This is a genomic window from Paenibacillus sp. 7516, assembly GCF_002272715.1.
GTDB classification, from domain to species: domain Bacteria; phylum Bacillota; class Bacilli; order Paenibacillales; family Paenibacillaceae; genus Paenibacillus; species Paenibacillus illinoisensis_A.
Map to the genome: position 1 here is coordinate 75926 of NZ_NPBI01000041.1, position 23089 is coordinate 99014.

Sequence of the window (23089 nt, forward strand, 5' to 3'; positions counted from 1 at the left end):
AAAGTTTCCGAACCAACATTTTACAGTTTCTTAATCTCGGAAAACGGCCAGAAAATAAACTCGGCTTTGCCGACAATTTCGCTGGATGTAATACTGCCAAACACGCGACTGTCCTTGCTTTTCCCTTCATGACGGTTATCACCCATCACAAAATAATGATCATCCTCAAGCGTGATCGGGCCAAAATCAGGATCCTGCACCTCGGTATCCGTATACGTCTCTGCCTGCTGTTCTCCATTCACAAACAAATGGTGATCACGGACTTCAACCGTATCTCCCGGTAGTCCAACAATGCGTTTAACCAGGAACTCCTTTTTCTCCACACCTTCACTCGGGTCCCGCAGTACAATAACGTCAAACCGGGATGGCTTCCCAATATCATAGACAATCTTGTTGACGAACAAACGATCCCGCTCAACCAGTGTCGGCTGCATGGACTGGCCTTTAACCATCGACAGGTTAAATACAAACAGATTCAGCAGCATCATGATCACAAAAGCAACAACGATTGTCTTCACCCAGTCCCATAGTTCCGCAGCCCAGGATTTTCCCGGCTGTCCAGACCCTGTCTGGTTGCTTCGATCTTCGGAATTCATACGCTCTGTAGAAGGTATATTGGAGTTCAAAGGGACACCTCGTTTATCAATTTTGTTCCAAATGAAGGCGTTCATATTCCCTCTAAGTCTATCTTATTTGCGGGAGTGAAACAATTGGTTATGAACACCAGCAGCGCGAGGCATAATCCGAAGCGTGTTATCATACAAATAGAAAGGCATATCCCCACGTGGTTACGTTGAAGGATATGCCTAATATAAAATGGAAATCTGTTTATTTCTTTTCTTTAATCATTCAAACCTAAGCTTTGGACAAAATACTAAGTTTCTGAAAAGCACTCAATATCTTGTTGGCACCGTAACCCATAGCTTCGTATAGAGGCATGGCTGCTTTGTTGTGCTCATCACCCGCGACCCATATTTGGCTGACTTTTCGTTGCTGAAAACGTTGCTCCATGGCCTCGACAAGTGTTTTGCCGACTCCACGGCGACGATAGTCTGGATGGACCGCAATACGGTAGATGCATCCCTGGTTGTGATCAATCGTACCGATCAAGGCGCCGACGAGGTCTCCCTCTTCTTCCGCAACCATAATCAGGTCAGAATCCCATGACAATTGACGGGCAAACGGGCCCATCGTGTTCTCATAGCACTCTTCCGATAGTGCAACCTGGAGAAGCTCCGTCATCTGGCTTGCATCACTCAACTGAAAGGAACGAACGTGCATGTCTTAAATCTCCCTTTTCGTTAGCTTGATGAGGTTTTACAAAAAAGGGATCCCCTTTTTACCAAAAACCCAATGTTCGAATAATGACAAAAAACGAGAAAATACCGCTTCTCCGTCAATTAAACCATACTTTCCGCCATAAAACACGCATTTTCTTTTGAAAGCGCTTAATTGTAACCGTTTACATCCGAATATTAATTTTTCTGTCTATGAAATCGACTAATATCACATAAATATATTCATAATGGGTAAAATATGTTTGTTAACCCGAGTCATGCAATTGATCAACTTCCCAGGGGACTTAATAAACAAAAATGTTGCTTAATTAGCCCGGATGCGGTTTAATATTAGTGGCAAGGGTATTATTACATATGTACCTGAGCAGTTTGCATTCATCCAATGATCGACTCTCCTTCACCAAGGTTGAGATCGAAATGATTCCTTTCGTCTATATCCTTGTACTGGGGAACGAATCAATTGATGATGCAAAATGCTGATTAAAAAATTCAAATTCTCAGGAGGTATTTTCACTATGGCTTTTCAATTACCGGCACTTCCTTACGCTAACGACGCTCTGGAACCACATATCGATGCACAAACGATGGAAATCCACCACGATCGCCATCACAATACTTACGTAACTAACCTTAACGCAGCTCTGGAAAGCGCTCCTGAACTGCAAGAAAAAAGCTTGGAAGATCTGATCGCTAACCTGGACAGCGTACCAGAAAGCATCCGCACAGCGGTTCGCAACAATGGTGGTGGACATGCTAACCACAGCCTGTTCTGGGAAATCATCGGACCTAACGGCGGCGGCGCTCCTACAGGCGACATCGCAGCTGCAATCGACAGCGAACTGGGCGGCTTTGACAAATTCAAAGAAGATTTTGCAAAAGCAGCTACAACTCGTTTCGGTTCCGGTTGGGCTTGGCTCGTTGTAGGCAAAGATGGCAAATTGTCCATCACTAGCACGCCTAACCAAGACAGCCCGCTCTTCGAAGGTCTGACTCCAGTATTGGGTCTGGACGTATGGGAGCACGCTTACTACCTGAAATATCAAAACAAACGTCCTGATTACATCGGCGCTTTCTGGAATGTAATCAACTGGGATGAAGTGAACAAACGTTACGCAGCAGCGAAATAAGTCTGCCTGCCTATAAGAAGAGCCTGATTCGGTCGTCATGACTGAATCAGGCTCTTTTGTATTGAAATTATTCCTTTACCTCATCATACGCGCCAGCGAAGTAACTGCTCAGCAGCTTCAAGAAGACATTAGGGAATGCCAGCTTGTCCATATCCTTGGGCCCGATCCATCGATAAATGAGTCCGTCCCCCTTGCCTGTCTGCGACAGGGCTGAGTTATAGGTTGTATCCGCAGCTTCCGTAACGCTCTCTCCGACCAGATCGGATGCTGTTGGAGTAACTTCCAGCATGGAAGCAGCCGTCTCCTTGGCAGCCGCCTGTGCATCTGCATCATAGGCGGCTCTTGCTTCCGCAGCCATCAGCGGAAGCTCCTCACTGCCCTGGTCCTGCTCGGTGCACTTGTACACCTGCAGGTTCCAGACAATGTGGCTGAACACATGCTCCGCATGGGTAGCCAGCCCCTCCGGGCGGGCAGCGAAGCCCTCCGCCCACAGACTGCCAGCCAGCAGTGCCATGGCTGGCTCATCGGCCAGCGGCCCTGCCGCCTTGCCGGCTGCGGCGGGCGCCGCCAGCACATGCGGCAGCTCCCACATGCGGGCCAACAGGCCCGTCGCTGGGCGCTGGCGCACAAGCACTTGGCCGCGATGCTCGCCGCGGCCCTCGACCAGGGCGACCAGCCGCTGCTCAGGGCGCGGCGGCTTCGCCTTGGTCTTGACCGGCAGCGTGAGCTCCCGTCCCGCGATGCGGCCGGAACATTGCTCCATGACCGGGCAAGTCAGGCAGTGCGGCGCTTTTGGTGTACATACCAGCGCGCCAAGTTCCATCAGCGCCTGGTTGAAATCACGCGCCCGCCCTTCCGGAATGAGCTCTCCTGCAAGCTCTTCCATAAGCACCCGGGTGCTGCCCTTCATAATGTCCTCATCAATGAGGAAGTATCTGGACAGAACCCGCATGACATTGCCGTCCACCGCAGGCTGCGGCTGGTTGAAGGCAATACTGAGAATGGCCCCGGCTGTATACGGGCCCACCCCTTTTAACGCAAATACGGCCTGTTTATCCTGCGGCATCTCCCCTCCGTGCAGCTCCATCACCTGCTGGGCAGCCGCCTGAAGGTTGCGGGCACGGGAATAGTAGCCAAGTCCCTCCCAGTTCTTCAGTACATCCTCTTCCGCCGCTTCGGCCAGTGCCTGAACGGTCGGGAAATTGGCGATAAACCGGTTAAAATACGGGATAACCGTATCCACGCGAGTCTGTTGAAGCATGATTTCCGATACCCACGTAAAATAGGGATTATTGTGACGACGCCACGGCAAGTCACGTCTGTTAAGCATGTACCAATCCAGCAAATTCACACTAAAGTGTTGCTTTTGTTCCATTAAACCCATATTTCCGTCCTCTCCTGTTACCTTGCTATTCCTATTGCTCTATTCTTACCGGCTATTTGTCCGTCTTCTCCACAATGGCAAAAGCTGCTGCAAGCTCCGTCTGATGGGTAATGCTGAGATGAATGTCGTACTGCTGGTCATATGGCAATTGAAGCCGTTCCCATGCCTGGCTCGACAACGTGGCGACCGGGCGTCCCTTTTCGTCAGGAAGCACCTCGATATCTGTAAAACTCATCACGCGGCCGATGCCGCAGCCAAACGCCTTGGAAACCGCTTCCTTGGCTGCAAACCGGCCAGACACAAATTCAGTCATCCTTTTCCCTCGTTCAGCTGCCAATTTCCGCTCAGCCGGAGTCAAAATTCGATTCATAAATGCTTCGGAATGACGACCAGACAGCAGTTTCTGCATACGTCCGATCTCCAGCACATCGTTTCCAATTCCATATATCATTAACGATTCACCCGCTTAATCTTTTATGCTGTGTAGAATCTTGAATGGTTTCTATTCGTCGCTGTTACTCCGAACACGTATTCTATTGTAGCAGGAGGTGCAGCGAGAAGCGAGTACCTCGCCGACATTCCCATTTATGTTAAAATAAGAATCAGGGAAGATGTAGACTTGGGCATGCAGCTTCGTCAGATTGAAACCTGGAATGGATCATAATGGATATCATCCAACCGATACTACAGCAAAAAGAGTCACTGCCTGATGCAGTGACTCTTTTTTTCATTAACAAGCTAAATCATTCACCCTGTAAACTTTACACCACGATTAGATGCCTGGGATGGCATTACGTTTATGGTGAGTACGTGTATAGAATGACTCAAGACGCTCCTGCGCAGCAGGATCAATCTGTTTGCCTTCCAAATAGTCGCTGTTATCCTCATAGGAAATGCCCAGCTCCTGTTCATCGGTCTGGCCTTCCCAAAGCCCTGCTGAAGGAGCCTTGTCCAGAATTTCACGCGGAACACCGAGATATGCGGCAAGCTGACGAACCTGACGTTTGTTCAGGCTGCTCAATGGGGTAATATCAACCGCCCCGTCGCCCCACTTCGTATAGAAGCCGGTAATGGCCTCGGAAGCATGATCCGTACCTACTACCAGCAGGTTTTCTTCAAATGAAAGTGCATATTGCATGACCATGCGGGTTCTTGCCTTTACATTCCCTTTGCCCTGTGGAGTCATATGACGCGGACTGCCCATGGATTTGAAGCCTTGCTCCACTTCAAGCGCGATCTCATTGACCGCATCTTCAATATTGGTTTCTACCACATGCTTCAGGTCAAACGCTTTTGCAACCGCGTAGCTGTGATCGATATCGTATTGCTCACCGTACGGCTGGAACACTCCCAGTGTTTTGTATTCCTGGTTGTTCTCGGCTGTGAGTTCGTCTGTAGCTTTTTTGCACAACGCTGCAGCGACCGCACTGTCAATTCCGCCACTAATGGCAATAAGCAATCCTTTGGTACCGGAATTTTTCACATAGGATTTCAGAAAGTCAACGCGTTTGCGGACTTCCTCTTCTTCATTAATGCTTGGCTTAACCTTCAACTCAGCAATGATCTGTTGTTGCAAACTCATCGTTCAACACACCCCGTTTCTACATAAATGAAATTTGATGTCCAGCTTGAAAGGTCCGAATGGTTCAATAACCTTATTTGCTCAAAATGAAACGCCCCGGCATCGGTCATCCGAAGGGCGGGGCGCTCCTAGAGCTAATTAACGGCAGTAACGGTCAAATGCATTCGTGAGATCAGCCGCAATTTCCTCCGCAGAACGGTCTTCCACTTGGTGACGCTCGATAAAGTGAACGAGTTCACCGTCTTTCATCAGAGCGATGGAAGGTGAAGACGGAGGGTACGGTGCAAAGTACTCACGCGCTTTTGCTGTAGCTTCTTTGTCCTGTCCGGCAAATACCGTATACAGGTGATCCGGTGTAATATCGTGCTGAAGCGCTTGAGATACACCTGGACGACACTGGCCTGCGGCACATCCGCACACCGAGTTAATCACAACAAGTGCTGTTCCTTTAGCATCTGGCAGACTAGCTTCTACTTCCTCAGGGGTACGCAATTCCTGAATACCCAGGCGAGTCAGCTCATCCCGCATCGGTTGAACCATATCTTTCATGTATTGATCAAATGACATCGACATTCGTTTCACTCCTTATTAATGGTTGTTCTATTATTTCGGGGAACATGTAATTGCCTCGGAATCGACAATCATCAATGCTCCACCATACAAAACATGGATTTTAATGATGTGCTATCCCTATTATACATCGCCAAGCAATGAAAGCAAGATTCAGACTCCGCCTGCGGTAAGGCTTCTTTCATATTATTATGTCTTGATCTCTGGCAAAATATGCTGGGCTTTTATCGTTGAAACGAAACCTTGAAGGTCGTCCCCTCGCCTTCCTGTGACTCCACCGTAATCGTTCCGTTGTGTCGTTCCACGATGCTTCGGCACATGGATAACCCGAGTCCGGTCCCTTTGGCTTTCGTCGTATAAAAAGGTTCAAACAGCTTCTCTTGCTTCGGCTTTGCTATGCCTGCACCTGTATCGTGTACACACAGCTCGACCTTGTCATCCACCATCCGCGTTTCGAGCGTCAGAACCCCTTTCTCTGTCATGGCTTCCATGCCGTTGCGAGCCAGATTGAGCACTACCTGCTTGATTTCTTTCGTATTCAGGTGCAGCTTCGGCACATTATGGTCAAGCATGAGTTCGATACTTTGTCCACGCAGATTTGCATCTGCCCATAGCAGCGGGCTCAATTCATGGATAATGTCATGCAGCTGGGACTCTTCCTTTTCTGAGATCCGGTTCTGGGCTAGGGAGAGAAAGTCATTGATGATGCTGTTTGCCCGGTCCAACTCTTCCAGTACAATCTGATAGTAGTGGTCTAGCGAATTAGGACTCTTCTCTTGCATTAATTGAAGGAAACCGCGTACAACCGCCATCGGATTCCGTACTTCATGAGTTATGCTGGCAGCCATCTGCCCCACCAGACTGAGACGATCCACATTGTCCAGCTCGCTTCGCAGCATTTCCAGCTCAGTAATGTCCTGAATAATGAGCATGGCTCCCGTGACCTCTCTTGACCTTTCGTGTGAAAGAGAATAGATCGGCACGGTCCGTGATTGGAATACATAGGAGCCGTATCTTACGGTCATACCGTTGATTTCCCCGTGCACAACCGCCTTGCGTATACTATTCTCCAATCTTTCAGCCTGCCCCTGTTCGACAAATTGGCTGGCCGGGAGACCAATCAGATTGGAAGTGGTCGTACAGGGCAGTTGATTTCTTGCTGTTTGCTCCATGGTATCATTAACAAACTGTACAGTCCCATTAGGGTCCACTGTAGCAATGGATAATGGAACTGCGTTCAGTATTTGGTGAAGCTTTTCCGTTTCGGATATGTATTGATGATGAACTTCGGTCAGATGTTGTTCCAGCCCCTGATGATGATGCATATGCTCAATCCAGAGCATACTAAAGCTGCCTGCAAGAACGGCACCAATGATGTACCCCAGCATGATGACAATCCCTTGAGCGAGGGAGAACGTTGAATTGCCATCCATCAAAGGAATGCACAGCAGGACGGATACAATCAATTCTGCTGCGATCAACGAGCTGACCATCGTCATTTTGCGTGAACGCGTATAGTGCTTGAATCGTCTGGCCGTCAACCATACAATAGGATAGAGAAGAATGCCTGTTTGAAGGAGAAACTCGTACAGGATATAGGGATGTCCGATAAGAAAATAAGCGATTACATGGAGAAGAGTAAGCGTGAGGCCTACCACAGGCCGGCAGTATAATATGCTGATGGTAAGAGGTACAACCCCCAATGAAATGGGAATAGCAGCGGGATACGCATAATGTGCAAACAGCAAACAGAGCAGCATACTGGCCGCACTTGTCACTGCCAGACAGTTCAGCATCATTCCACTTCGATCTGCCTTGGCCTGAACTGTTTTAGGAAGTCCCAGATAAAAAAAGGGAATCAGGAATACCGCAGAACCTGCTAGCAGCACTTGTAAAAGAATGTCCTTTAACGCAACCATCATGCCATCTCCCTCCTCGCCCGCACATACCCTCATGTATTTCTGATTAAAACATAGGCGACAGTATATTACAATATATCCCTTGAGACTGCATAATAGAACAGTTGCTTTCATTATAAATGGTTAAAGATGTGTACCATTTCTCCTATAATCCTGCATAATTCGATTTTTAACGTCCAAGTGTACTATATATAGAAAACGGAAATAGCTGGAATCTATATGTTGTTTATTCAATTTCTTACCAGTGTTCAATTAAAAGTAATAAAGTAGACAAAATCAATGGAAAAAGAGGGTAATAATATATGTATGATGTCATTGTAATTGGTGGCGGTTCCGCAGGCTTAATGGCATGCGTTGCTGCTGCCGAGCATGGAGCTTCTGTGCTTCTGCTGGATAAGGGAGATCAACTGGGCCGCAAGCTGGGAATCTCCGGAGGCGGTCGCTGCAATGTGACCAATGCCAAAGAGACAGATGAATTGATCAGGCATATTCCCGGTAACGGACGTTTCTTATATAGTTCATTTCAAAATCTGGACAATCAGGGGATTATGCGCTTCTTCGAAAACCTGGGTATTGCCCTGAAAGAAGAAGACAATGGAAGAATGTTTCCGGTTACAGACAAGGCCAAAACGGTAGTCGATGCTCTGGTGGGCAAGGTGGTTTCCCTGGGTGTGGAGATTCGTACCAAAGAGCCTGTCAAGGAGCTGATTCATGATGGACAGCATGTACAGGGTGTCAAACTTGCCTCGGGGAAGACCGTCAAAGCCCATGCAGTTATTATAGCAACTGGAGGCAAATCCGTACCTCAAACCGGTTCAACCGGGGATGGTTATCCTTGGGCTGAATCAGCCGGACATACCATTACGGAACTTTACCCGACCGAGGTACCCATTGTTTCCGGTGAGAGCTGGATCCAATCCAAAGAACTTCAGGGTTTATCTTTGCGGGATGTAGGGTTATCTGTGCTGGATGCCAAAGGCAAGACAGTGATTTCGCATCGCGGTGATATGATCTTCACGCATTTTGGTGTATCGGGTCCGATCGCCCTCCGCTGCAGTCAGTTCATTCGCAAGGTACAAATGAAATCCGGCAGCACTCAGGTCATGATGAGCATTGATTTCTTCCCTGATCTGACTCCAGCTGCTCTGGAAAGACAGGTTCAGCAGGTTCTGGAGCAAGAGTCACGCAAGGCGGTTAAGAACATTCTGAAAACTTGGGTACCTGAACGAATGATTCCATTACTGATGAAACGTGCCGAGATTAGTGAAGATCTGACGTTCCACCACTTTCCTAAAGGCATGCTCAGCACATTATGCGGGCTAATGAAGTCTTTTACCTTCCGCGTGGATGGCACAAGATCTCTTAAGGAAGCCTTTGTCACTGGCGGAGGTGTGCACTTAAAGGAAATATACCCAAAAACAATGGAGTCCAAGCTACTGCCAGGTCTATTCTTTTGCGGTGAAGTTCTGGACATCCACGGCTACACTGGAGGGTATAACATTACCGCTGCATTCTCTACCGGATACACCGCTGGCATGCATGCCGCAGAGTACAAAAACGCCAGTAGTATAAGATAAATAAACATGCCAAAAACAAGAAAACCTCGAAGTGCCCACATGCTGTGGGACCCGAGGTTTTTTGACTATTCATCTGATTATGCTTTTACACTGCCGGAGAATCCATCCACTGAATCATCAAAGGTTGGGTCATCGTCCCGATTATGCAATCCTTGTTGAAGCCCACTGTCCTGAGTTCCATTTGCATAACCTTCTTGCCAATCCTCGTTAATGATATGAGCCGGAATGGATATATCCTGAAATTGATCAAACCCGTCTGTTTCAGCCAGGAACGCTGCGCTTCCTCCGTGTGACTGCACAATCTCCACCGCCGACTGTATATCCTGGCGATCGGTAGGAATGTACAATTCCAGCGGCCCCGATTGATACGGCTTATATCCAAGCTCCTTCAGCGTGGCCTCCGCCGCAAGCAATGCTGAATGGTCAGAAAAATGTACCTGAAGTTCACTATCGTCCATCATTCGTTCTTTTCCTCCTCGCTACAGTTGATCTCTCCTATAGCATGGTCACTAATGGAAGACGATATGCGACTTCATTGGAAGGAAATACTTTAGCTTGAACGGGTCAGTCGAATCCATCCTCCTACGGAAAGGCAGAAGAGTCCGAAGACCACGACAGCTGCCGCAACAATGACACTTAACAGCCAGCCAAGCCAGGTTATTCCCAAAGCAAAACCCATGATAAGGCCCAGCGGGATAAAAAGCATCCGAACCATCGTCAACCCTGCACGGTGCAGGGCAGCCGGGTTATAGGATAGGAGCTGCACATAGTCTGAATTTGCGAACACATCCCATGAGCGATAAAACAGCAGGGTCAGCATAATAATCAGCAAGCAGCACACGATGACATTAACGGGAAAAGGCGGAAGCATGACAGCTGCTGTGGAGAGACTACCCAGCTGCAAATACAGTTTCATCGTGGAAGAGTCTCGAAAAAAAGCCTTGAAAGCCGTTTCGGCTGTCCGGTTGGACATGGAACGATTGCGCAGAAGCCTGCGCCTTTTGCGAAAGATGACTGTTTTTGTACGAGGAACCTTCGGCTTGGACACTGACTGACTTAACATAAGCGCTGTTAGCTTTAATCGACCTCGCAAATCCTCCCGTACATCCCCCTCGAACGTGCCCTTCATCAACAGCCTCATTTGGATCAAAGTGACAAGCATAAGGATTCCGACAAAAATTCCAGTAAGCTGTCTCCAGATCTCTCCATCCATCCATGACGTTGTACGGATCGTAAAGAGTCCCAAGGCAATCGCGGCAGGAATGAGTCGAATCCAGCGTCTCCATCCGGTATATCGCACCTTAATGATGTGCAGAGCGATCGCCTGAATTGAAGCTACTATACCAAACCAGAGCGCAAGGAGCGCGATAGGTGTAAATGACATATCATATACACGAGACCACAAGGGTGCGGTCAAGGCCGTAATCACAATCATTTTGCCCAAATGCAGCAAACAGGCCCGGAAAAGCCCTTGCTTCATTAAGGTCCGCATCCATAATGGTCTCGATTTGAGAAACAGCATGTCCGCTTCTTCCACAAAGATCAGCACACCGCCTGAAAGCATAACGATATCGATCAGCCCTGTCAGGACAGACACAGATAGTTCAGTCGCCCATGTTGGCAGCGGTTTGGTCCATAGGCTCGAATACCACCCGATCAGATACAGCAGCCCCGGAACCAGCAGATACAACCATACCGTCCAGTCTACTGCCAATCTCAGATTTTTTAACTGTCCATTGAAATGTTCTCGGCGCCTGCGTCTATATAAACGAATTGGTGTATATCGCTCGAAGTCTCCCATCCCTCTTTCACCTCCCTGACTAGGATGTCAGTATATCAAAACAGTCGAATAAGGATAATTCTGGCTGCCCGGCGACAGCGCGAATCTCATCCAGCGTGCCTTCCGCGGCCGATCTGCCTGCTGCAATCAGTACAAACCGGTCACAGATCCGTTCCGCTGTATCAAGTACATGCGTGGACATTAACACCCCTGCCCCGCGGCGGCGTTCCTCATCAAGCAGCTGCAGGAAATCCTTCGTTGCGCGCGGATCGAGTCCAATAAAAGGCTCATCTACAATATATACATCAGGTGAGGCCAGGAAGCCGATCATCAGCATCATTTTCTGACGCATGCCTTTGGAAAAACTGCCTGGAAGATCATCGCGCACATGATCCATGCCGAAACGAACCAGCAACTCCTCCGCTCTCGCAACAAATTCCCTTTCCTCCATTTCGTACGCGACCGCCGCAAGATCAAGATGCTCCCAGAGAGTCATATATTCATAAAAGACAGGCTGCTCCGGGATGTAGGCATATCTGCCCTCTCCTCCAATTGCAATCTCAAACTCGGCATGCTCCAGCAAGCCAAGCATCGTTTTGATGCTCGTGCTTTTGCCCGCACCGTTTGGACCAATAATACCTACCAGTTCTCCTGGATACACCTGGATTCGGATGTTTTGTATCGTCGACTTGCCTGCTTCATATCCTGCCTCTGCTATATGTACGTCCAGTATGGACTGCTTCGATGCTGACTCCTCCATTTCGATCTTCATGGCCTTCACTCCCCGGTTAATGACTTGTCTAGTGTTCTCCATTATTGTAATGGAGTTATTAGCTTTGTATTTGATCATTTTGAGCATCTTTAATGAATTAGAGGTAGAAAATGAAAAACCTTTAAATACACAAAAAAAGCAGAGGTTCCGGAGCCCCTGCTTTTTGAATAACACTAAAGTGAAAATCTCATATTACCGATTACAACCCATCACCGTTGTGGTTTCGCTCGTGGACACACTCTGGTTATGAGTTGTCAATTAAGTACTGACAAAATGATGCTATTCGCTTACAGCCACTGCCTCACTCGCCAACGTTACATCCATCTTTTTCGATCTGCGTTTTAATACATAGACCAGCCCGAGCAGTGTCATCAAAATGCCAGAACATACAAAGGCCGGGATAACACCAAACGATGTGACCAGAAATCCCCCTACAACAGGACCCATAATATTGCTTGCTGTCATGACGCTGCCAACAGTCCCAAATACACGCCCGGTCATCGCTTCCGGAGTCCGTTCCTGCAGCAGTATCTGAAAAGGCACCACGGCGAACCCAATTCCGATTCCTGCCAAGGCAAACATGGATATCAGCAGCAGGTTGGCACCCAGACCAGCATGCGGCCACACCCCGACAACGACTCCTGCTGCACCAATGACAAGCCCCGTTATCGATGTTCCAAGCCCCATCTTCAGCACATGTCCTGCTCTTTTCCACTTCCTCACACTCATGGCTGCAATTAACGTTCCAACGCCACTGGCACCAACGCACCACCCCAACAGATCACTTGAAATTCCAGGCAGCTGTCTGAACAAAACGACGGTCTGGGAATCTGCAAATTGCAGGAACAGAATGGCGGATGCCAGCAAAATGAGAGAAGACCCTACCTGTGGAAGTGAAGCGAGCATACGAACACCTTCAAGCGTCTCCTTCAAAAAGGCATCTTTCTCTCGGGATGAAATGTCCCCTTTTCCTTCTTCCTTACTTTCTTGTACGGACTGTCTTGCCGATTGGATCACCCGCTTACCCGGGATCCACAGCAAAATAATACCCGAGATGAGAAACGAAGCTGAATCCAGAATAAAACACCAGGTAATCCCAAAGGCTGCCACCAGCAATCCGCCAAGCGCAGGACCTATAATTTTGGACATTTGTTCGATCACCGAGCTGATGGAAACCGCTTGAGCCAGCTGCCCATGCGGCACAAATTCCTTCAGCTTCCCGTTCTTGGCGGGTGAGAATACGACGTCGAATAACGATTTGAGGATAAGCAATATGTATACATGCCAGATCTGATCTGCAAAAATGAACCCGGCAACAATCACGACTCGTGCACCGTCCGCCGCGATCATCAGCCATTTCCGATTCATCCGATCCGCCAGCGCACCTGCAAACGGCCCTGTTATCAGCACAGGCAATGCCGCACAAAGTGTAGTAAACGTAATTTCCCACGGCGTAGCATTCCAACGTATTCCCACTAACGTCAAGATTGCCAACAAATGCAGCCAGTCGCCCAGATTGGAGATGGCCTGTGCCACCATCAGTGTTACAAACGGACGGTTATACTTCAGTCCGCGTTGTCCCTTCATTGTCATTTCCATTTCGCTTCTCCTCCAGTGGCCGGAATGTTGATATGGCTTTAATTATATAAACTGGCACTTATCCCAACCTCCTTCCGGAGACGGAGAAGAGCCAACATCCGAAGGATGAACTTTCTCAGGTGCAAGCTGCCTTGGGGAAGGACGAATGATTAAATTTTAAATGCTAAAAATGCAGATCTTGTGACATATCGCATGTTTTTCGTGGAAACAGAAGCTTACAATAAGGACATGGCGACAATCTGAATCGTCAAACGTAACCTACTCAACCCTATATAAGTTGAATATATCGTTTACATGTTAATCGTAACGAAGAGGACAGGAAAAACCCGGAAAAGCAACGCGTTCACCTTTATCACCGGAAAAATCTGGGGATAACAGTGATTGGAGGGTTGTTCTGTCATCGTAGTGGTAGATAGTAACCTTATTATTTCAACTTATATCACTAAACTGAAAAGGCGGGATCAGCATGCTGGAATTACAAGAAATCGGAACCGAACGTTCACTTCATCTGTACCGCACCTTGGCCAAAACATTCAAGAGCGTGAATGAACACGCTGTATCCAGTAGCAAAGTGCACGGCTTCAACCCTACGGCATACGGGGTGCTGGAAGTTCTGTATATGAAAGGAGCACAGCCGATTCAACAGGTAGGCGCACAGCTTCTGCTGCAGAGCGGGAACGTAACCTATGTCATTGATAAGCTGGAGCAAAAAGGACTCTTACATCGCAAGCACTGTCCGCAGGACAGACGGATTATATTTGTGGAACTGACAGAGGAAGGCCACCGAACCATGGATGATATCTATCCAGGGTATGCACACAAGATCGATCGTGCAGTCAGTGGTCTGAGCGAGGGTGACAAGACACTGCTGTCTGAGTTATTGGAAAGGCTTGCGCTCGGCGCAGACCGTCTATCCGCTAATGGTTGAAGAAATAACCAACCCTGATGAATAGTGAAAAATAAAATAACCGGTTTCGCCATTCTGCGGCGTAACCGGTTAATGTTGTTGAATCAATTCTATCTTATCCATATCAATACGGCGAGAACAACGATAACAAGGCCTCCTGCAATAAGTAAATTCACCACGTATCTGGACATGCCAGACTCACTGTGCCCCTCGATTTCCCTAAGTGTCTCTTCGTACTTGTGTTTGGCTTCATCTTCTTGGACCGAATTCAGGTTATTGGGAAACAACATTCCGCCTCCTTCACTCGTAGTATATCCACATTTTAACACATTTTCTTATATTATTATGCTCTGCGCTTTCTTAGCTTACCGGTCCATTCGAATATACATTGCCAAAACAAATAAACAAACGTAACGATCAGTACATATAAATATGGCCCTGTATGCTGAAAAGCATCCATCCGGAGTACGAAGATTGCGAATAGAAGACCACACCCTGCCCCTAATAGGAAATAAGGCACAGTTACATAAATCAACCTTGTTCCAGTTCCCTTCATTTTCATTGAAGCAAGCACACGATCAATGAACAGGGAGAGAGGCAGAATGAGGAATAGCATCGTGGCCGCATTGATCACTTTTAGAACCAACAAAAAAAGCAGCTGATCACAGCTGCCTTCTTGTGATAATCAATGCTTTATCTCGTTGTGCTAATCAACAAAGTATCAGTCTTATGTACCGCATGGGTTTGACAATCACTTCCCGGCAACCTTGGCCTGTTTCGGCATTCCTGCCCCTGCCTCTGCCTCTTCCGGTACGATTAAACGTTTGCGTAATGCTAATGTGGTTAACCAGGATACAATCGCGATGACGAACATGATGACAAACAGGGAATGCAGACTGCCTTCCAGCACATTCCGAAGCAATGCCCATTTGTCATCCGACAAGGCAGCGTCTGTATGCGGTGCGAGCAGCTCATTCAAGTCGCTTTCAGAAATGCCGGCATCGGCCAGGTGCTGTTCACTGGATAATTTCGATATCCGGTAATTCAACCATGTGCCAAATACGGCCGCGCCAATCGTTTGCCCCAAAGTACGCATGAACGTATGCAGTGCCGTTGAAGATCCGCGTTCCTGATATCCTACAGAGGATTGTGCAATGATGGTGAATATCGTAAACGCAAATCCAAAGCCAAGTCCGTAAATAAAGGTCAAAATAAACAGCACGGCCTGCGGGGATGTTCCCCCGACCAGGAATAGCCCTCCCGAGCCGATCGCGATTCCGGTCAATCCAATGAGCGCAGTCAGACGTGATCCGATTTTCATCAAGAGACGACCCGCCAGCACGCTTCCGATTAACCAGCCCACTGACATCGGCGCGAGCAGCAGTCCGGATTCAGTCGCGTTGCCTCCGCGAACGCCCTGTACCCATAACGGCAAATAACTGGTCAGGCCGATCATCAACGTGCTGGTGAGCAGTCCCGCAATATTGGCAACGCGGATATCCCGAATACGGAACAGATGCAGTGGAACCATCGGCGCCTGGGCTCTTTTCTCAACGACAAAGAATAAGATCATGAATACAACAGCAACTGCACTCAGCCCCAAAATGAGCGGAGAGCTCCAGGCATAATACTGCCCGCCAGCTGACAACACAAACAGTAATGCCGTTATGCCCACCGTGAAGGTCAGCGCACCGACGTAGTCAATTTTGGCGGTACGCGGTGAGATGTCTTCCTTCAAATAACGAAATACGAACCACATGGCCAGCAGGCCAAATGGCACGTTGAATCCAAAGATCCACTGCCAACCGAGATTATCGACAAAGTAACCGCCAAGCAGCGGCCCTGCCAGGGAAGATATGCCCCACACCGAACTGATCCAACCCTGAATCTTGCCGCGTTCTTCAATTCGGTAAATGTCTCCAATAATCGTAAACGTAACAGGCACAACGGCTCCTGCCCCAATCCCTTGAATGGCACGGAAAATAATCAACTGCTCCATATTTTGTGAGAAACAGCAAAGTAATGAACCGAGCAAAAACAGTGCACAGCCAATCAGGAACACGGGCTTTCGGCCGTAAAGATCACTGATTTTGCCAAAAATCGGCGTGCTGACAGCCATCGTGAGCAGATATGCGGTAAAGATCCAGCTAAGCAGCTGCACACTTCCCAGCTCACTGACAATCGTTGGCCCCGCCGGACCAATGACCGTTCCTTCAATCGCCGACAAAAAGGTTGCCAGCAACAATCCCGCCAAGATGAAACTGCGTTTCAAACCTCCGGTTGTATTCACACAAACCCTTCTCTCTTTGTTCTCTGTTTATTTACGGTGCTTGCGCAGCCACTCATCGTACAGCAGGGAGTACATCACCATATCCTTATACCCTGTTGATGTATGCTGCACCTGGCGAAGCAGACCCTCCCGCGTGAAGCCTTGGTTCATTAGAAACTCTCCGGAAGCGGCATTTCGTGGATCGACCAATGCTTCTATCCGGTTAAGCCCCATGGTCTCATACCCGAAAGGCAGCATCACCGAGAACACTTCGGTCATATATCCATGCCGCCAGTAGTCACGACCCAGCTCGTAACCAATCTCTCCGCGGAATGCGCCTTCAAGCTGCCAGGTATTGTATCCACAGCTACCAATAAGACGGCCTGTCTCCTTCAGCTCGATGCCCCAGCGAATCGCCTCCTCTTCCCCTGCCATATGATTAAGCAACCCAATCATATCCGCAGCTTCACTTGTCCCGATCATCGGCGCCAGATTCATATAGCGGGTCACCTCCCGGTCTGACCAGTATGCGAACATCTGAGCCGCATCCCGGCGGCGCATTTTGCGCAGACGAAGTCGTGCTGTCTCGAGTTCGGGAATTCTCCCTTTGGATTTATACATGAAAAGACACTCCGATCCGATCCATCTCTGCAGACCATAAGATTCAATAGTCATCTAAACATAACCTGCGCCGAATGGCAACAGTTCAATCATCGGTTTTGATATCAAAAAAACCGGGCCGCAAGGGTCCCGGTCTTGTTGTACGTATGATTCAATCGAGCTGTCCCGTAACAGCTTGTCCTGCCAGAGTTTCATCTTCAGGCGGTCGAAGCCTTCTTATCTGCTCCCAGCAGCTCATCGCTGACCCGGCCAAGCACAGCCGTAATTTCCTTATACTCTTCAATGCCTGTCCCGGTCAGGCTCCACTGGTCGCCATGGGCGGTCAGGAAGTTCTCCTGCGTGAGATGTTCAAGCTCCTGCTTGATCTCCCGCTCGCCAACACGGTAGCCGCGCTCCTCCAATAGAGGCAGTGCGTCACCAACGGTTAAATCCTGATTTTGGGCCAAATATAGAAGATGAATCCGTACAAAAAGATTCTGTACCTCTGCGTGCATAATCCAAACTCCTTCCAGGGTTATAGCCCTCCGTGATTGCTAAGTAATTACCCCGTGCGAGAAGCTGAGAAACAGGATGAATTTACAGGGGTTTCCCCTTCTTAATCAAAATTCTACCGAAATCCTCCGCTTGACTAAAGGCATGCACTGCACTATCTTGAAAATAAGTACCATTTTTGCTCGGGAGGGTGATTCACCATGTTTCAAGCTGTTTCCTATGAAGGAACACGAAGCGAGCAGCACACCGCCGTCCTGGGACAGTTAAGTGCTCTGATCCGCGATGAACCAAGCGCCATTGCCAATCTGGCAAACGCTGCGGCGCTGCTCAATGTATTTTTAACCGATACCAATTGGGTCGGATTCTACCTGTATGATGGCAAAGAGCTTGTTCTTGGTCCGTTCCAAGGGTTGCCTGCCTGCATCCGTATTCCGCTCGGACGCGGGGTGTGCGGCACATCTGCGGCGGAACGACGTACACTCGTTGTAGACGATGTTCATGCTTTCCCAGGTCATATCGCCTGCGATGCCGCATCGAACAGTGAGATTGTCGTGCCCATTATCAAAGACGGCGAACTATACGGGGTGCTCGACATCGACAGCCCGATCAAAAACCGTTTTGACGACGAAGATCGTATTTTCCTGGAACAGGCCGTCAAACTGCTCACAGAGCAGCTGTAACCACGGTTCTGCCGGAGGTCATTGTACCTATAATAAGCAGGTCGTTACAGCAATACGTACTGAAGATAGCCAAAAAGCACACACCACTTGTGGTCTGTGCTTTTTTGGTTTATGCCTTTACATCCATGTTCTGCTCGCCCATGGTTACTCTATGCATTTAGGTCAATTCCTGTTCCGCTTTGATCATCATGCCGTCTCGCAAAAATTCGGCCAGCTTCGGATGATAACCATCGTACATTTGGCGAAAATTTTGATGCTCCACATACAGATTGCCCAAATCACGATAGATTTCGGCAGTAGGCGTGTAATAATCCTTGACCCATTCGAGATGTCTGCCAATGATGTGCTGAACTTCCGGGCATTCAGGTGTCAGGCCATCTTCGATCGCCCGCTGCAAGTCCCGATTGATTCGGTCTATTTTTTCCTGAGAATCCAGGTAATCTTCTTTGGTCTTAAGTTCACCGTTATACGATACGGCTGATTCAGATTGTGCTGGATGCCATTTATTCGTTATAACCGGTTCATGGTTCGATGCCTCCGTTGACGCAGGCAGCATACTGTGATGCCCTTTTTTGACAAAACCCTCATACAACTCCCGAACCTCAAGCTCATACTCTCCCTGCAAATGGGAAATGGTTTTGTCCAGAGTCTGGATCAGGCCATGCAAATGTAGCGCTTTCTCGAGCAGCTGAATGCGCTGCTGCTGCATCATATGAATGATATCATGATGATCTTCCTGCAGCATGGAGCCGATCTCTTCCTGCTCCACCCCCAGCTCCTTACAGAACAGAATCTGCTGAAGCTTCAACAGCTCCGGTTTCTCATAATAAACTTCATTCTGGTCTCTACCTGCAAATGCAGGTGTTAGCCAACCTGATTTCACATATTGGCTCAATTCATTCAGACTTATACCGGACATGCCGGATACGTCCGCCATGGTATACGCCATTCGCAACACCTCCTGTCTACACTGCATTATGATTCAGGCTTATTCATACTGCTTTTTATGTTGATTGAGTTAGGTACAAGATTGGGACAACAATTAGTGGATTGTTTTGCGGTATGTAAAATATTTATACCCTCCTGATGGGATGTGAACCGGGGGTCAGAAGGGAAATCGAAAGTGTTTTCACTATTTCCTATTGATTGATATAAGAAAAAGTCCCACACCAACAGCATTGGGTGCAGGACCTTATTCTTACTTCATGTTAGACAGGGCAAAACAGCCTTAATTTTTATTGAACATGACAAATTTGAGTTCTGTCATTTCTTCAACGGCGTATTTGACACCTTCACGTCCCATACCGCTCTGCTTCACACCACCGTATGGCATGTGATCCACCCGGAACGTAGGAATGTCGTTAATCATGACCCCTCCAGCCTCGATATGATCAGCTGCATGCAGTGCAGTATGAATATGGTTCGTAAAAATACCCGCCTGAAGCCCATAGATGGAATCATTGACGTGATCAATGCCTTCTTGGACCGAATTCACGGTGTTAATAACAACAATCGGTGCAAAGACTTCCTGGCACGACACCTTGGCATCACGCGGCACATTAACGAGTACGGTTGGACGCAGCACGCCTCCTTCAGCCTCTCCTCCTGTGGCGACCGTTGCTCCTGCCTGTTTTGCCTCTTCAATCCAATTCAGTGTCCGCTGTACGTCTTTGGCAGTAATGAGTGCCGAAACAACCGTATCCGGGTTAAGCGGATCTCCTGTCACGACTTGTTTCGCGGCTTCCGCGAAGCGGTGTATGAATTCGTCTGCAATGGCACGGTGTACATAAATGCGCTGCAATGAAATGCATACCTGACCCTGATACGTAAAGGCGCCGGTCACGCATCTCGGCACGACTTTATCCAGATCCGCATCCTGATCCACAATGACAGCTGCATTTGATCCAAGTTCCAGCGTTACCCGTTTCAATCCCGCCTGACTGCGGATGCTTGTACCTACCGCCGGGCTGCCCGTAAATGTAATATGGGCTATGCGAGGATCGGATACGAGCACATCACCGATCGTTTTGCCATCCCCGCTTACCACGTTTAATGCACCATCCGGCAACCCGGCTTCCTGAAGCAGGTTCGCAATATAGTAGGCAGACAACGGTGTCTGCTCCGCCGGTTTCAGAACGATGGTATTGCCTGCTGCAAGTGCAGGTCCAACCTTGTGTGCCACCAGATTCATCGGGAAATTAAACGGTGTAATCGCCCCGATGACACCCAGAGGCTGTCGCATGGTATATCCGATGCGTCCTTCGCCGCCCTTGGCTGCATCCAAGGGAACGGTCTCCCCAGTCAACCGCTTCGCTTCTTCTGCGGCAAAACGGTATGTTTCCACCGTACGATCCACTTCTGCAAGCGCAGCCGTGATCGGTTTGGCCGCTTCCAGCGCAATCACTCGTGCCGCCTCTTCCTTCCGATCTTCCAGCAGGGCAGAGAGCTTGTACAGGATGTCTGCACGCCGGTGAGCAGGCATGTTGCGCATCTCCTTGCTGGCCTGAACGGCAGCTGTTATGGCTGCTTCTGCCTCCTTCGCCGAAGCGGTAGACACTTCAGCCAATGTTTCTCCGGAATACGGTGCCTGAAGTGCCTTATATTCTATGGATTCCGTGGGTTTACCACCGATAAACAGATGTTGTTTTTTCATTATTGAATCCTCCAATCCATCATTGCTGCAAGTCCGACCTATGAAGTTACAGCGGGTCAAGTCCATGACAGAACAACCTGGTGATCGCAGTTATCCTTTATCTATTTATACACCACAGCAGTATCTTCAACCCAGCCTTAATTCTGGCAGAGTCCTATTTAACCGTTAATACCGGGCATGCTGCATATTTCAATACACCATGGCTGACACTGCCTACGACGATTTCTGCCAGCATGCTTTTGCCGCCCGTGCCCATTACAATGAGGCTGCACGCTCTCTCGTTGGACACCCGGCAGATCTCATTTACCGGATCTCCTGCGATCAGCAGCGTCTCATACGGGATGGAACGTCCGGACAACAGCTGTTCTACCGGTGCAATAATATGCTGTCCTTCTTCCGCAATTCGCGCTTCGAGGTCTACTCCCAGAGCCGGCTCATTCAACGATATGGAAGGATTCACATGCACGATAATCAATCTGGCGGGATGCTTCAAACTTTCAGCTAAGTCAACCGCTGTTTCCAATGCCTTATGAGCATGATCCGACCCATCAACAGCCACTACGATTCGTTCCAGCATTTCAATTCCCCCATTCATTAATGTGTAATTGCTGCATCGATATCACGCAGATGTCTACGGCGTGCAAGCAGAACCACGACACCAACCAGTACCATCAATGCGCCAAAATAAAACGGTGTTTCCGGCAGGAACCATTCCGACAATTTACCTGCAAGCCAAGGTGCCAGCGCACCGCCAAGGAAACGTACGAAGCTGTAGGCAGCCGAAGCAACCGAACGTTCAACCGGAGCTGCCTCCATAACAGCCGTCGTAATCAATGTGTTGTTGATACCCAGGAATATCCCGGCAACGATAACAGCAACAATGACCGTTGTGGAGGATCCCATTACTGTACCCACGGCCATAACAATGAGGTCAATTGCAAACAGGGTCAGCATAACACTCATGGAAGGAACCGAGCCGAATCGACGCTGCAGTCTTGGTGCCACGAATACAGAAGTAATCGCAAGCATGAGACCCCAGCCAAAGAACACATAACCAAGTCCGTGCTCATCCAGATTCATCACATAAGGTGAATAAGCCATCAGAGTAAAGAAACCAAAGTTATAGAGAAAGGCAGTAATCGCCAGTGTTTTCAGGGATGAATAACCCAGCGCCTTGAACGGATCGGACAAGGAACTGCGTGTTTTCGGCTTGGCCATTTTGGGCAGCATAAACGTAATGCTGATAAAGGCAATCATCATCAGGACTGCAACGCCATAGAATGGGCCACGCCATGAGATGGAACCAAGCTCACCACCAAGCAGTGGACCTACGGCAATACCAAGACCCAGGGCGGCTTCGTACAAAATAATCGCTTTGGCTGTCCCCGAAGTGGACAGACCAACAATGGCAGATAACGCTGTAGCTATAAACAAGGCATTACCAAGCCCCCAGCCTCCGCGGTAACCAACCAGGGCACCAACCGTATCTGATGTCCCTCCCAGAGCAGAGAAGATAACAATTAGTAAAATCCCGCTAAGCAGTGTCCACTTGACACCGATCCGGCTGGAAACAACGCCTGTAATCAGCATGGCAATCCCGGTTACGGCATTATAGCTCGTAAAGAGCAGGGAAACCTGGCTTTTTGATGCATGCAGCTGATCCGCAATGGCAGGCAGGATAGGGTCAACCAATCCCAGTCCCATAAATGAAATGATACACGCGAAGGCGACAGCCCATACAGCCCGTGGTTGGGACAGTAATCCTCCGCGTGATAACGGCAGTTCGTCAGGTAATGATGGTTCTCTTTTCATACATGATACCTCCTGGTTATGAATTGAAATCTGATTGTAATACATGA

23 protein-coding genes are annotated in these 23089 nt (G+C 48.7%); 4 read left to right on the plus strand and 19 right to left on the minus strand.

Annotated elements, in window-relative coordinates:
- Window positions 1–20: 20 nt before the first annotated feature.
- Window positions 21–626 carry a signal peptidase I gene (gene lepB / locus CHI14_RS27565; RefSeq protein WP_246058576.1) on the minus strand — a complete coding sequence of 202 codons (606 nt, stop codon included), beginning with the start codon at window positions 624–626 and terminating at the stop codon, window positions 21–23.
- A 229-nt stretch (window positions 627–855) separates the two neighbouring features.
- Complete coding sequence (locus tag CHI14_RS27570; protein WP_095293213.1) at window positions 856–1281, minus strand: GNAT family N-acetyltransferase; 426 nt, start codon at window positions 1279–1281, stop codon at window positions 856–858.
- Window positions 1282–1813: 532 nt separating this feature from the next.
- On the opposite strand from CHI14_RS27570, the gene CHI14_RS27575 reads away from it, so the two are divergent.
- Window positions 1814–2425 (plus strand): superoxide dismutase, encoded by a 612-nt coding sequence (locus CHI14_RS27575; protein WP_056697187.1) that lies wholly within the window; start codon window positions 1814–1816, stop codon window positions 2423–2425.
- A 67-nt stretch (window positions 2426–2492) separates the two neighbouring features.
- On the opposite strand, the gene mutY is transcribed toward CHI14_RS27575, so the two are convergent.
- The 5 genes from mutY to CHI14_RS27600 all read right to left on the minus strand — a co-directional run bounded on the left by mutY (window position 2493) and on the right by CHI14_RS27600 (window position 7883).
- On the minus strand, window positions 2493–3809 hold the full coding sequence (gene mutY / locus CHI14_RS27580; RefSeq protein WP_095293214.1) for an A/G-specific adenine glycosylase: 1317 nt from the start codon (window positions 3807–3809) through the stop codon (window positions 2493–2495).
- A 52-nt stretch (window positions 3810–3861) separates the two neighbouring features.
- Window positions 3862–4260 carry a holo-ACP synthase gene (gene acpS / locus CHI14_RS27585; protein WP_095293215.1) on the minus strand — a complete coding sequence of 133 codons (399 nt, stop codon included), beginning with the start codon at window positions 4258–4260 and terminating at the stop codon, window positions 3862–3864.
- A gap of 321 nt (window positions 4261–4581) precedes the next feature.
- A complete protein-coding gene (gene nadE, locus CHI14_RS27590) occupies window positions 4582–5391 on the minus strand; it encodes an ammonia-dependent NAD(+) synthetase (protein WP_095293216.1) in 810 nt (269 codons plus the stop codon).
- A 138-nt stretch (window positions 5392–5529) separates the two neighbouring features.
- On the minus strand, window positions 5530–5964 hold the full coding sequence (locus CHI14_RS27595) for a BrxA/BrxB family bacilliredoxin (protein WP_095293217.1): 435 nt from the start codon (window positions 5962–5964) through the stop codon (window positions 5530–5532).
- A 221-nt stretch (window positions 5965–6185) separates the two neighbouring features.
- Complete coding sequence (locus CHI14_RS27600) at window positions 6186–7883, minus strand: two-component system sensor histidine kinase NtrB (RefSeq protein WP_170948291.1); 1698 nt, start codon at window positions 7881–7883, stop codon at window positions 6186–6188.
- A 299-nt stretch (window positions 7884–8182) separates the two neighbouring features.
- On the opposite strand from CHI14_RS27600, the gene CHI14_RS27605 reads away from it, so the two are divergent.
- A complete protein-coding gene (locus CHI14_RS27605; RefSeq protein WP_095293219.1) occupies window positions 8183–9457 on the plus strand; it encodes a BaiN/RdsA family NAD(P)/FAD-dependent oxidoreductase in 1275 nt (424 codons plus the stop codon).
- A gap of 77 nt (window positions 9458–9534) precedes the next feature.
- Here the strand turns inward: CHI14_RS27605 and CHI14_RS27610 are convergent, their stop codons facing one another.
- From CHI14_RS27610 to CHI14_RS27625, 4 genes are all read right to left on the minus strand, one after another.
- Entirely contained in the window at window positions 9535–9918 is a 384-nt protein-coding gene (locus CHI14_RS27610; RefSeq protein ID WP_095293220.1) for a hypothetical protein, read from the minus strand.
- An 89-nt stretch (window positions 9919–10007) separates the two neighbouring features.
- Window positions 10008–11258 (minus strand): ABC transporter permease, encoded by a 1251-nt coding sequence (locus CHI14_RS27615; protein ID WP_095293221.1) that lies wholly within the window; start codon window positions 11256–11258, stop codon window positions 10008–10010.
- Window positions 11259–11277: 19 nt separating this feature from the next.
- Window positions 11278–12009, minus strand: a complete 732-nt coding sequence (locus tag CHI14_RS27620; protein ID WP_095293222.1) for an ABC transporter ATP-binding protein — start codon at window positions 12007–12009, stop codon at window positions 11278–11280.
- A gap of 279 nt (window positions 12010–12288) precedes the next feature.
- Window positions 12289–13608, minus strand: a complete 1320-nt coding sequence (locus CHI14_RS27625; RefSeq protein ID WP_095293223.1) for an MFS transporter — start codon at window positions 13606–13608, stop codon at window positions 12289–12291.
- A 466-nt stretch (window positions 13609–14074) separates the two neighbouring features.
- Here CHI14_RS27625 and CHI14_RS27630 point away from each other — a divergent pair, with 466 nt between their 5' ends.
- A complete protein-coding gene (locus CHI14_RS27630) occupies window positions 14075–14536 on the plus strand; it encodes a MarR family winged helix-turn-helix transcriptional regulator (protein WP_095293224.1) in 462 nt (153 codons plus the stop codon).
- 89 nt (window positions 14537–14625) lie between these two features.
- On the opposite strand, the gene CHI14_RS30245 is transcribed toward CHI14_RS27630, so the two are convergent.
- The 4 genes from CHI14_RS30245 to CHI14_RS27650 form a co-directional block, all read right to left on the minus strand.
- Window positions 14626–14802: a hypothetical protein gene (locus CHI14_RS30245; protein ID WP_170948292.1), complete on the minus strand. Its 177-nt coding sequence runs from the start codon at window positions 14800–14802 to the stop codon at window positions 14626–14628.
- A gap of 464 nt (window positions 14803–15266) precedes the next feature.
- Window positions 15267–16787 carry an MDR family MFS transporter gene (locus CHI14_RS27640; RefSeq protein ID WP_249281264.1) on the minus strand — a complete coding sequence of 507 codons (1521 nt, stop codon included), beginning with the start codon at window positions 16785–16787 and terminating at the stop codon, window positions 15267–15269.
- Window positions 16788–16832: 45 nt separating this feature from the next.
- Window positions 16833–17405: a GNAT family N-acetyltransferase gene (locus CHI14_RS27645; RefSeq protein WP_095293254.1), complete on the minus strand. Its 573-nt coding sequence runs from the start codon at window positions 17403–17405 to the stop codon at window positions 16833–16835.
- Between the two features lie 197 nt (window positions 17406–17602).
- Complete coding sequence (locus CHI14_RS27650; RefSeq protein WP_095293227.1) at window positions 17603–17899, minus strand: hypothetical protein; 297 nt, start codon at window positions 17897–17899, stop codon at window positions 17603–17605.
- 198 nt (window positions 17900–18097) lie between these two features.
- Between CHI14_RS27650 and CHI14_RS27655 the strand changes: the two genes are divergently transcribed.
- Window positions 18098–18577, plus strand: coding sequence for a GAF domain-containing protein (locus CHI14_RS27655; protein ID WP_095293228.1), 480 nt, complete (start codon window positions 18098–18100; stop codon window positions 18575–18577).
- Window positions 18578–18734: 157 nt separating this feature from the next.
- Here CHI14_RS27655 and CHI14_RS27660 read toward each other — a convergent pair whose 3' ends face one another.
- The 4 genes from CHI14_RS27660 to CHI14_RS27675 form a co-directional block, all read right to left on the minus strand.
- Window positions 18735–19526: a MerR family transcriptional regulator gene (locus CHI14_RS27660; protein WP_170948293.1), complete on the minus strand. Its 792-nt coding sequence runs from the start codon at window positions 19524–19526 to the stop codon at window positions 18735–18737.
- A gap of 279 nt (window positions 19527–19805) precedes the next feature.
- Window positions 19806–21230: an aldehyde dehydrogenase family protein gene (locus CHI14_RS27665; protein ID WP_095293230.1), complete on the minus strand. Its 1425-nt coding sequence runs from the start codon at window positions 21228–21230 to the stop codon at window positions 19806–19808.
- 154 nt (window positions 21231–21384) lie between these two features.
- Window positions 21385–21807: a universal stress protein gene (locus tag CHI14_RS27670; RefSeq protein ID WP_095293231.1), complete on the minus strand. Its 423-nt coding sequence runs from the start codon at window positions 21805–21807 to the stop codon at window positions 21385–21387.
- 17 nt (window positions 21808–21824) lie between these two features.
- A complete protein-coding gene (locus CHI14_RS27675) occupies window positions 21825–23042 on the minus strand; it encodes an MFS transporter (protein ID WP_095293232.1) in 1218 nt (405 codons plus the stop codon).
- Window positions 23043–23089: the final 47 nt, after the last annotated feature.

Coding starts and splice junctions, on each gene's coding strand:
- acpS (WP_095293215.1), bottom strand. CDS start 4,260: ATGATATATGGAATTGGAAACGATGTGCTGGAGATCGGACGTATGCAG.
- CHI14_RS27615 (WP_095293221.1), bottom strand. CDS start 11,258: ATGGGAGACTTCGAGCGATATACACCAATTCGTTTATATAGACGCAGG.
- CHI14_RS27620 (WP_095293222.1), bottom strand. CDS start 12,009: ATGAAGATCGAAATGGAGGAGTCAGCATCGAAGCAGTCCATACTGGAC.
- CHI14_RS27660 (WP_170948293.1), bottom strand. CDS start 19,526: ATGGCGTATACCATGGCGGACGTATCCGGCATGTCCGGTATAAGTCTG.
- nadE (WP_095293216.1), bottom strand. CDS start 5,391: ATGAGTTTGCAACAACAGATCATTGCTGAGTTGAAGGTTAAGCCAAGC.
- CHI14_RS27670 (WP_095293231.1), bottom strand. CDS start 21,807: ATGCTGGAACGAATCGTAGTGGCTGTTGATGGGTCGGATCATGCTCAT.
- CHI14_RS27575 (WP_056697187.1), top strand. CDS start 1,814: ATGGCTTTTCAATTACCGGCACTTCCTTACGCTAACGACGCTCTGGAA.
- CHI14_RS27675 (WP_095293232.1), bottom strand. CDS start 23,042: ATGAAAAGAGAACCATCATTACCTGACGAACTGCCGTTATCACGCGGA.
- CHI14_RS27600 (WP_170948291.1), bottom strand. CDS start 7,883: ATGATGGTTGCGTTAAAGGACATTCTTTTACAAGTGCTGCTAGCAGGT.
- CHI14_RS27570 (WP_095293213.1), bottom strand. CDS start 1,281: ATGCACGTTCGTTCCTTTCAGTTGAGTGATGCAAGCCAGATGACGGAG.
- mutY (WP_095293214.1), bottom strand. CDS start 3,809: ATGGGTTTAATGGAACAAAAGCAACACTTTAGTGTGAATTTGCTGGAT.
- CHI14_RS27610 (WP_095293220.1), bottom strand. CDS start 9,918: ATGATGGACGATAGTGAACTTCAGGTACATTTTTCTGACCATTCAGCA.
- CHI14_RS27645 (WP_095293254.1), bottom strand. CDS start 17,405: ATGTATAAATCCAAAGGGAGAATTCCCGAACTCGAGACAGCACGACTT.
- CHI14_RS27595 (WP_095293217.1), bottom strand. CDS start 5,964: ATGTCGATGTCATTTGATCAATACATGAAAGATATGGTTCAACCGATG.
- CHI14_RS27625 (WP_095293223.1), bottom strand. CDS start 13,608: ATGGAAATGACAATGAAGGGACAACGCGGACTGAAGTATAACCGTCCG.
- CHI14_RS27605 (WP_095293219.1), top strand. CDS start 8,183: ATGTATGATGTCATTGTAATTGGTGGCGGTTCCGCAGGCTTAATGGCA.
- CHI14_RS27630 (WP_095293224.1), top strand. CDS start 14,075: ATGCTGGAATTACAAGAAATCGGAACCGAACGTTCACTTCATCTGTAC.
- CHI14_RS27655 (WP_095293228.1), top strand. CDS start 18,098: ATGTTTCAAGCTGTTTCCTATGAAGGAACACGAAGCGAGCAGCACACC.
- CHI14_RS27650 (WP_095293227.1), bottom strand. CDS start 17,899: ATGCACGCAGAGGTACAGAATCTTTTTGTACGGATTCATCTTCTATAT.
- CHI14_RS27665 (WP_095293230.1), bottom strand. CDS start 21,230: ATGAAAAAACAACATCTGTTTATCGGTGGTAAACCCACGGAATCCATA.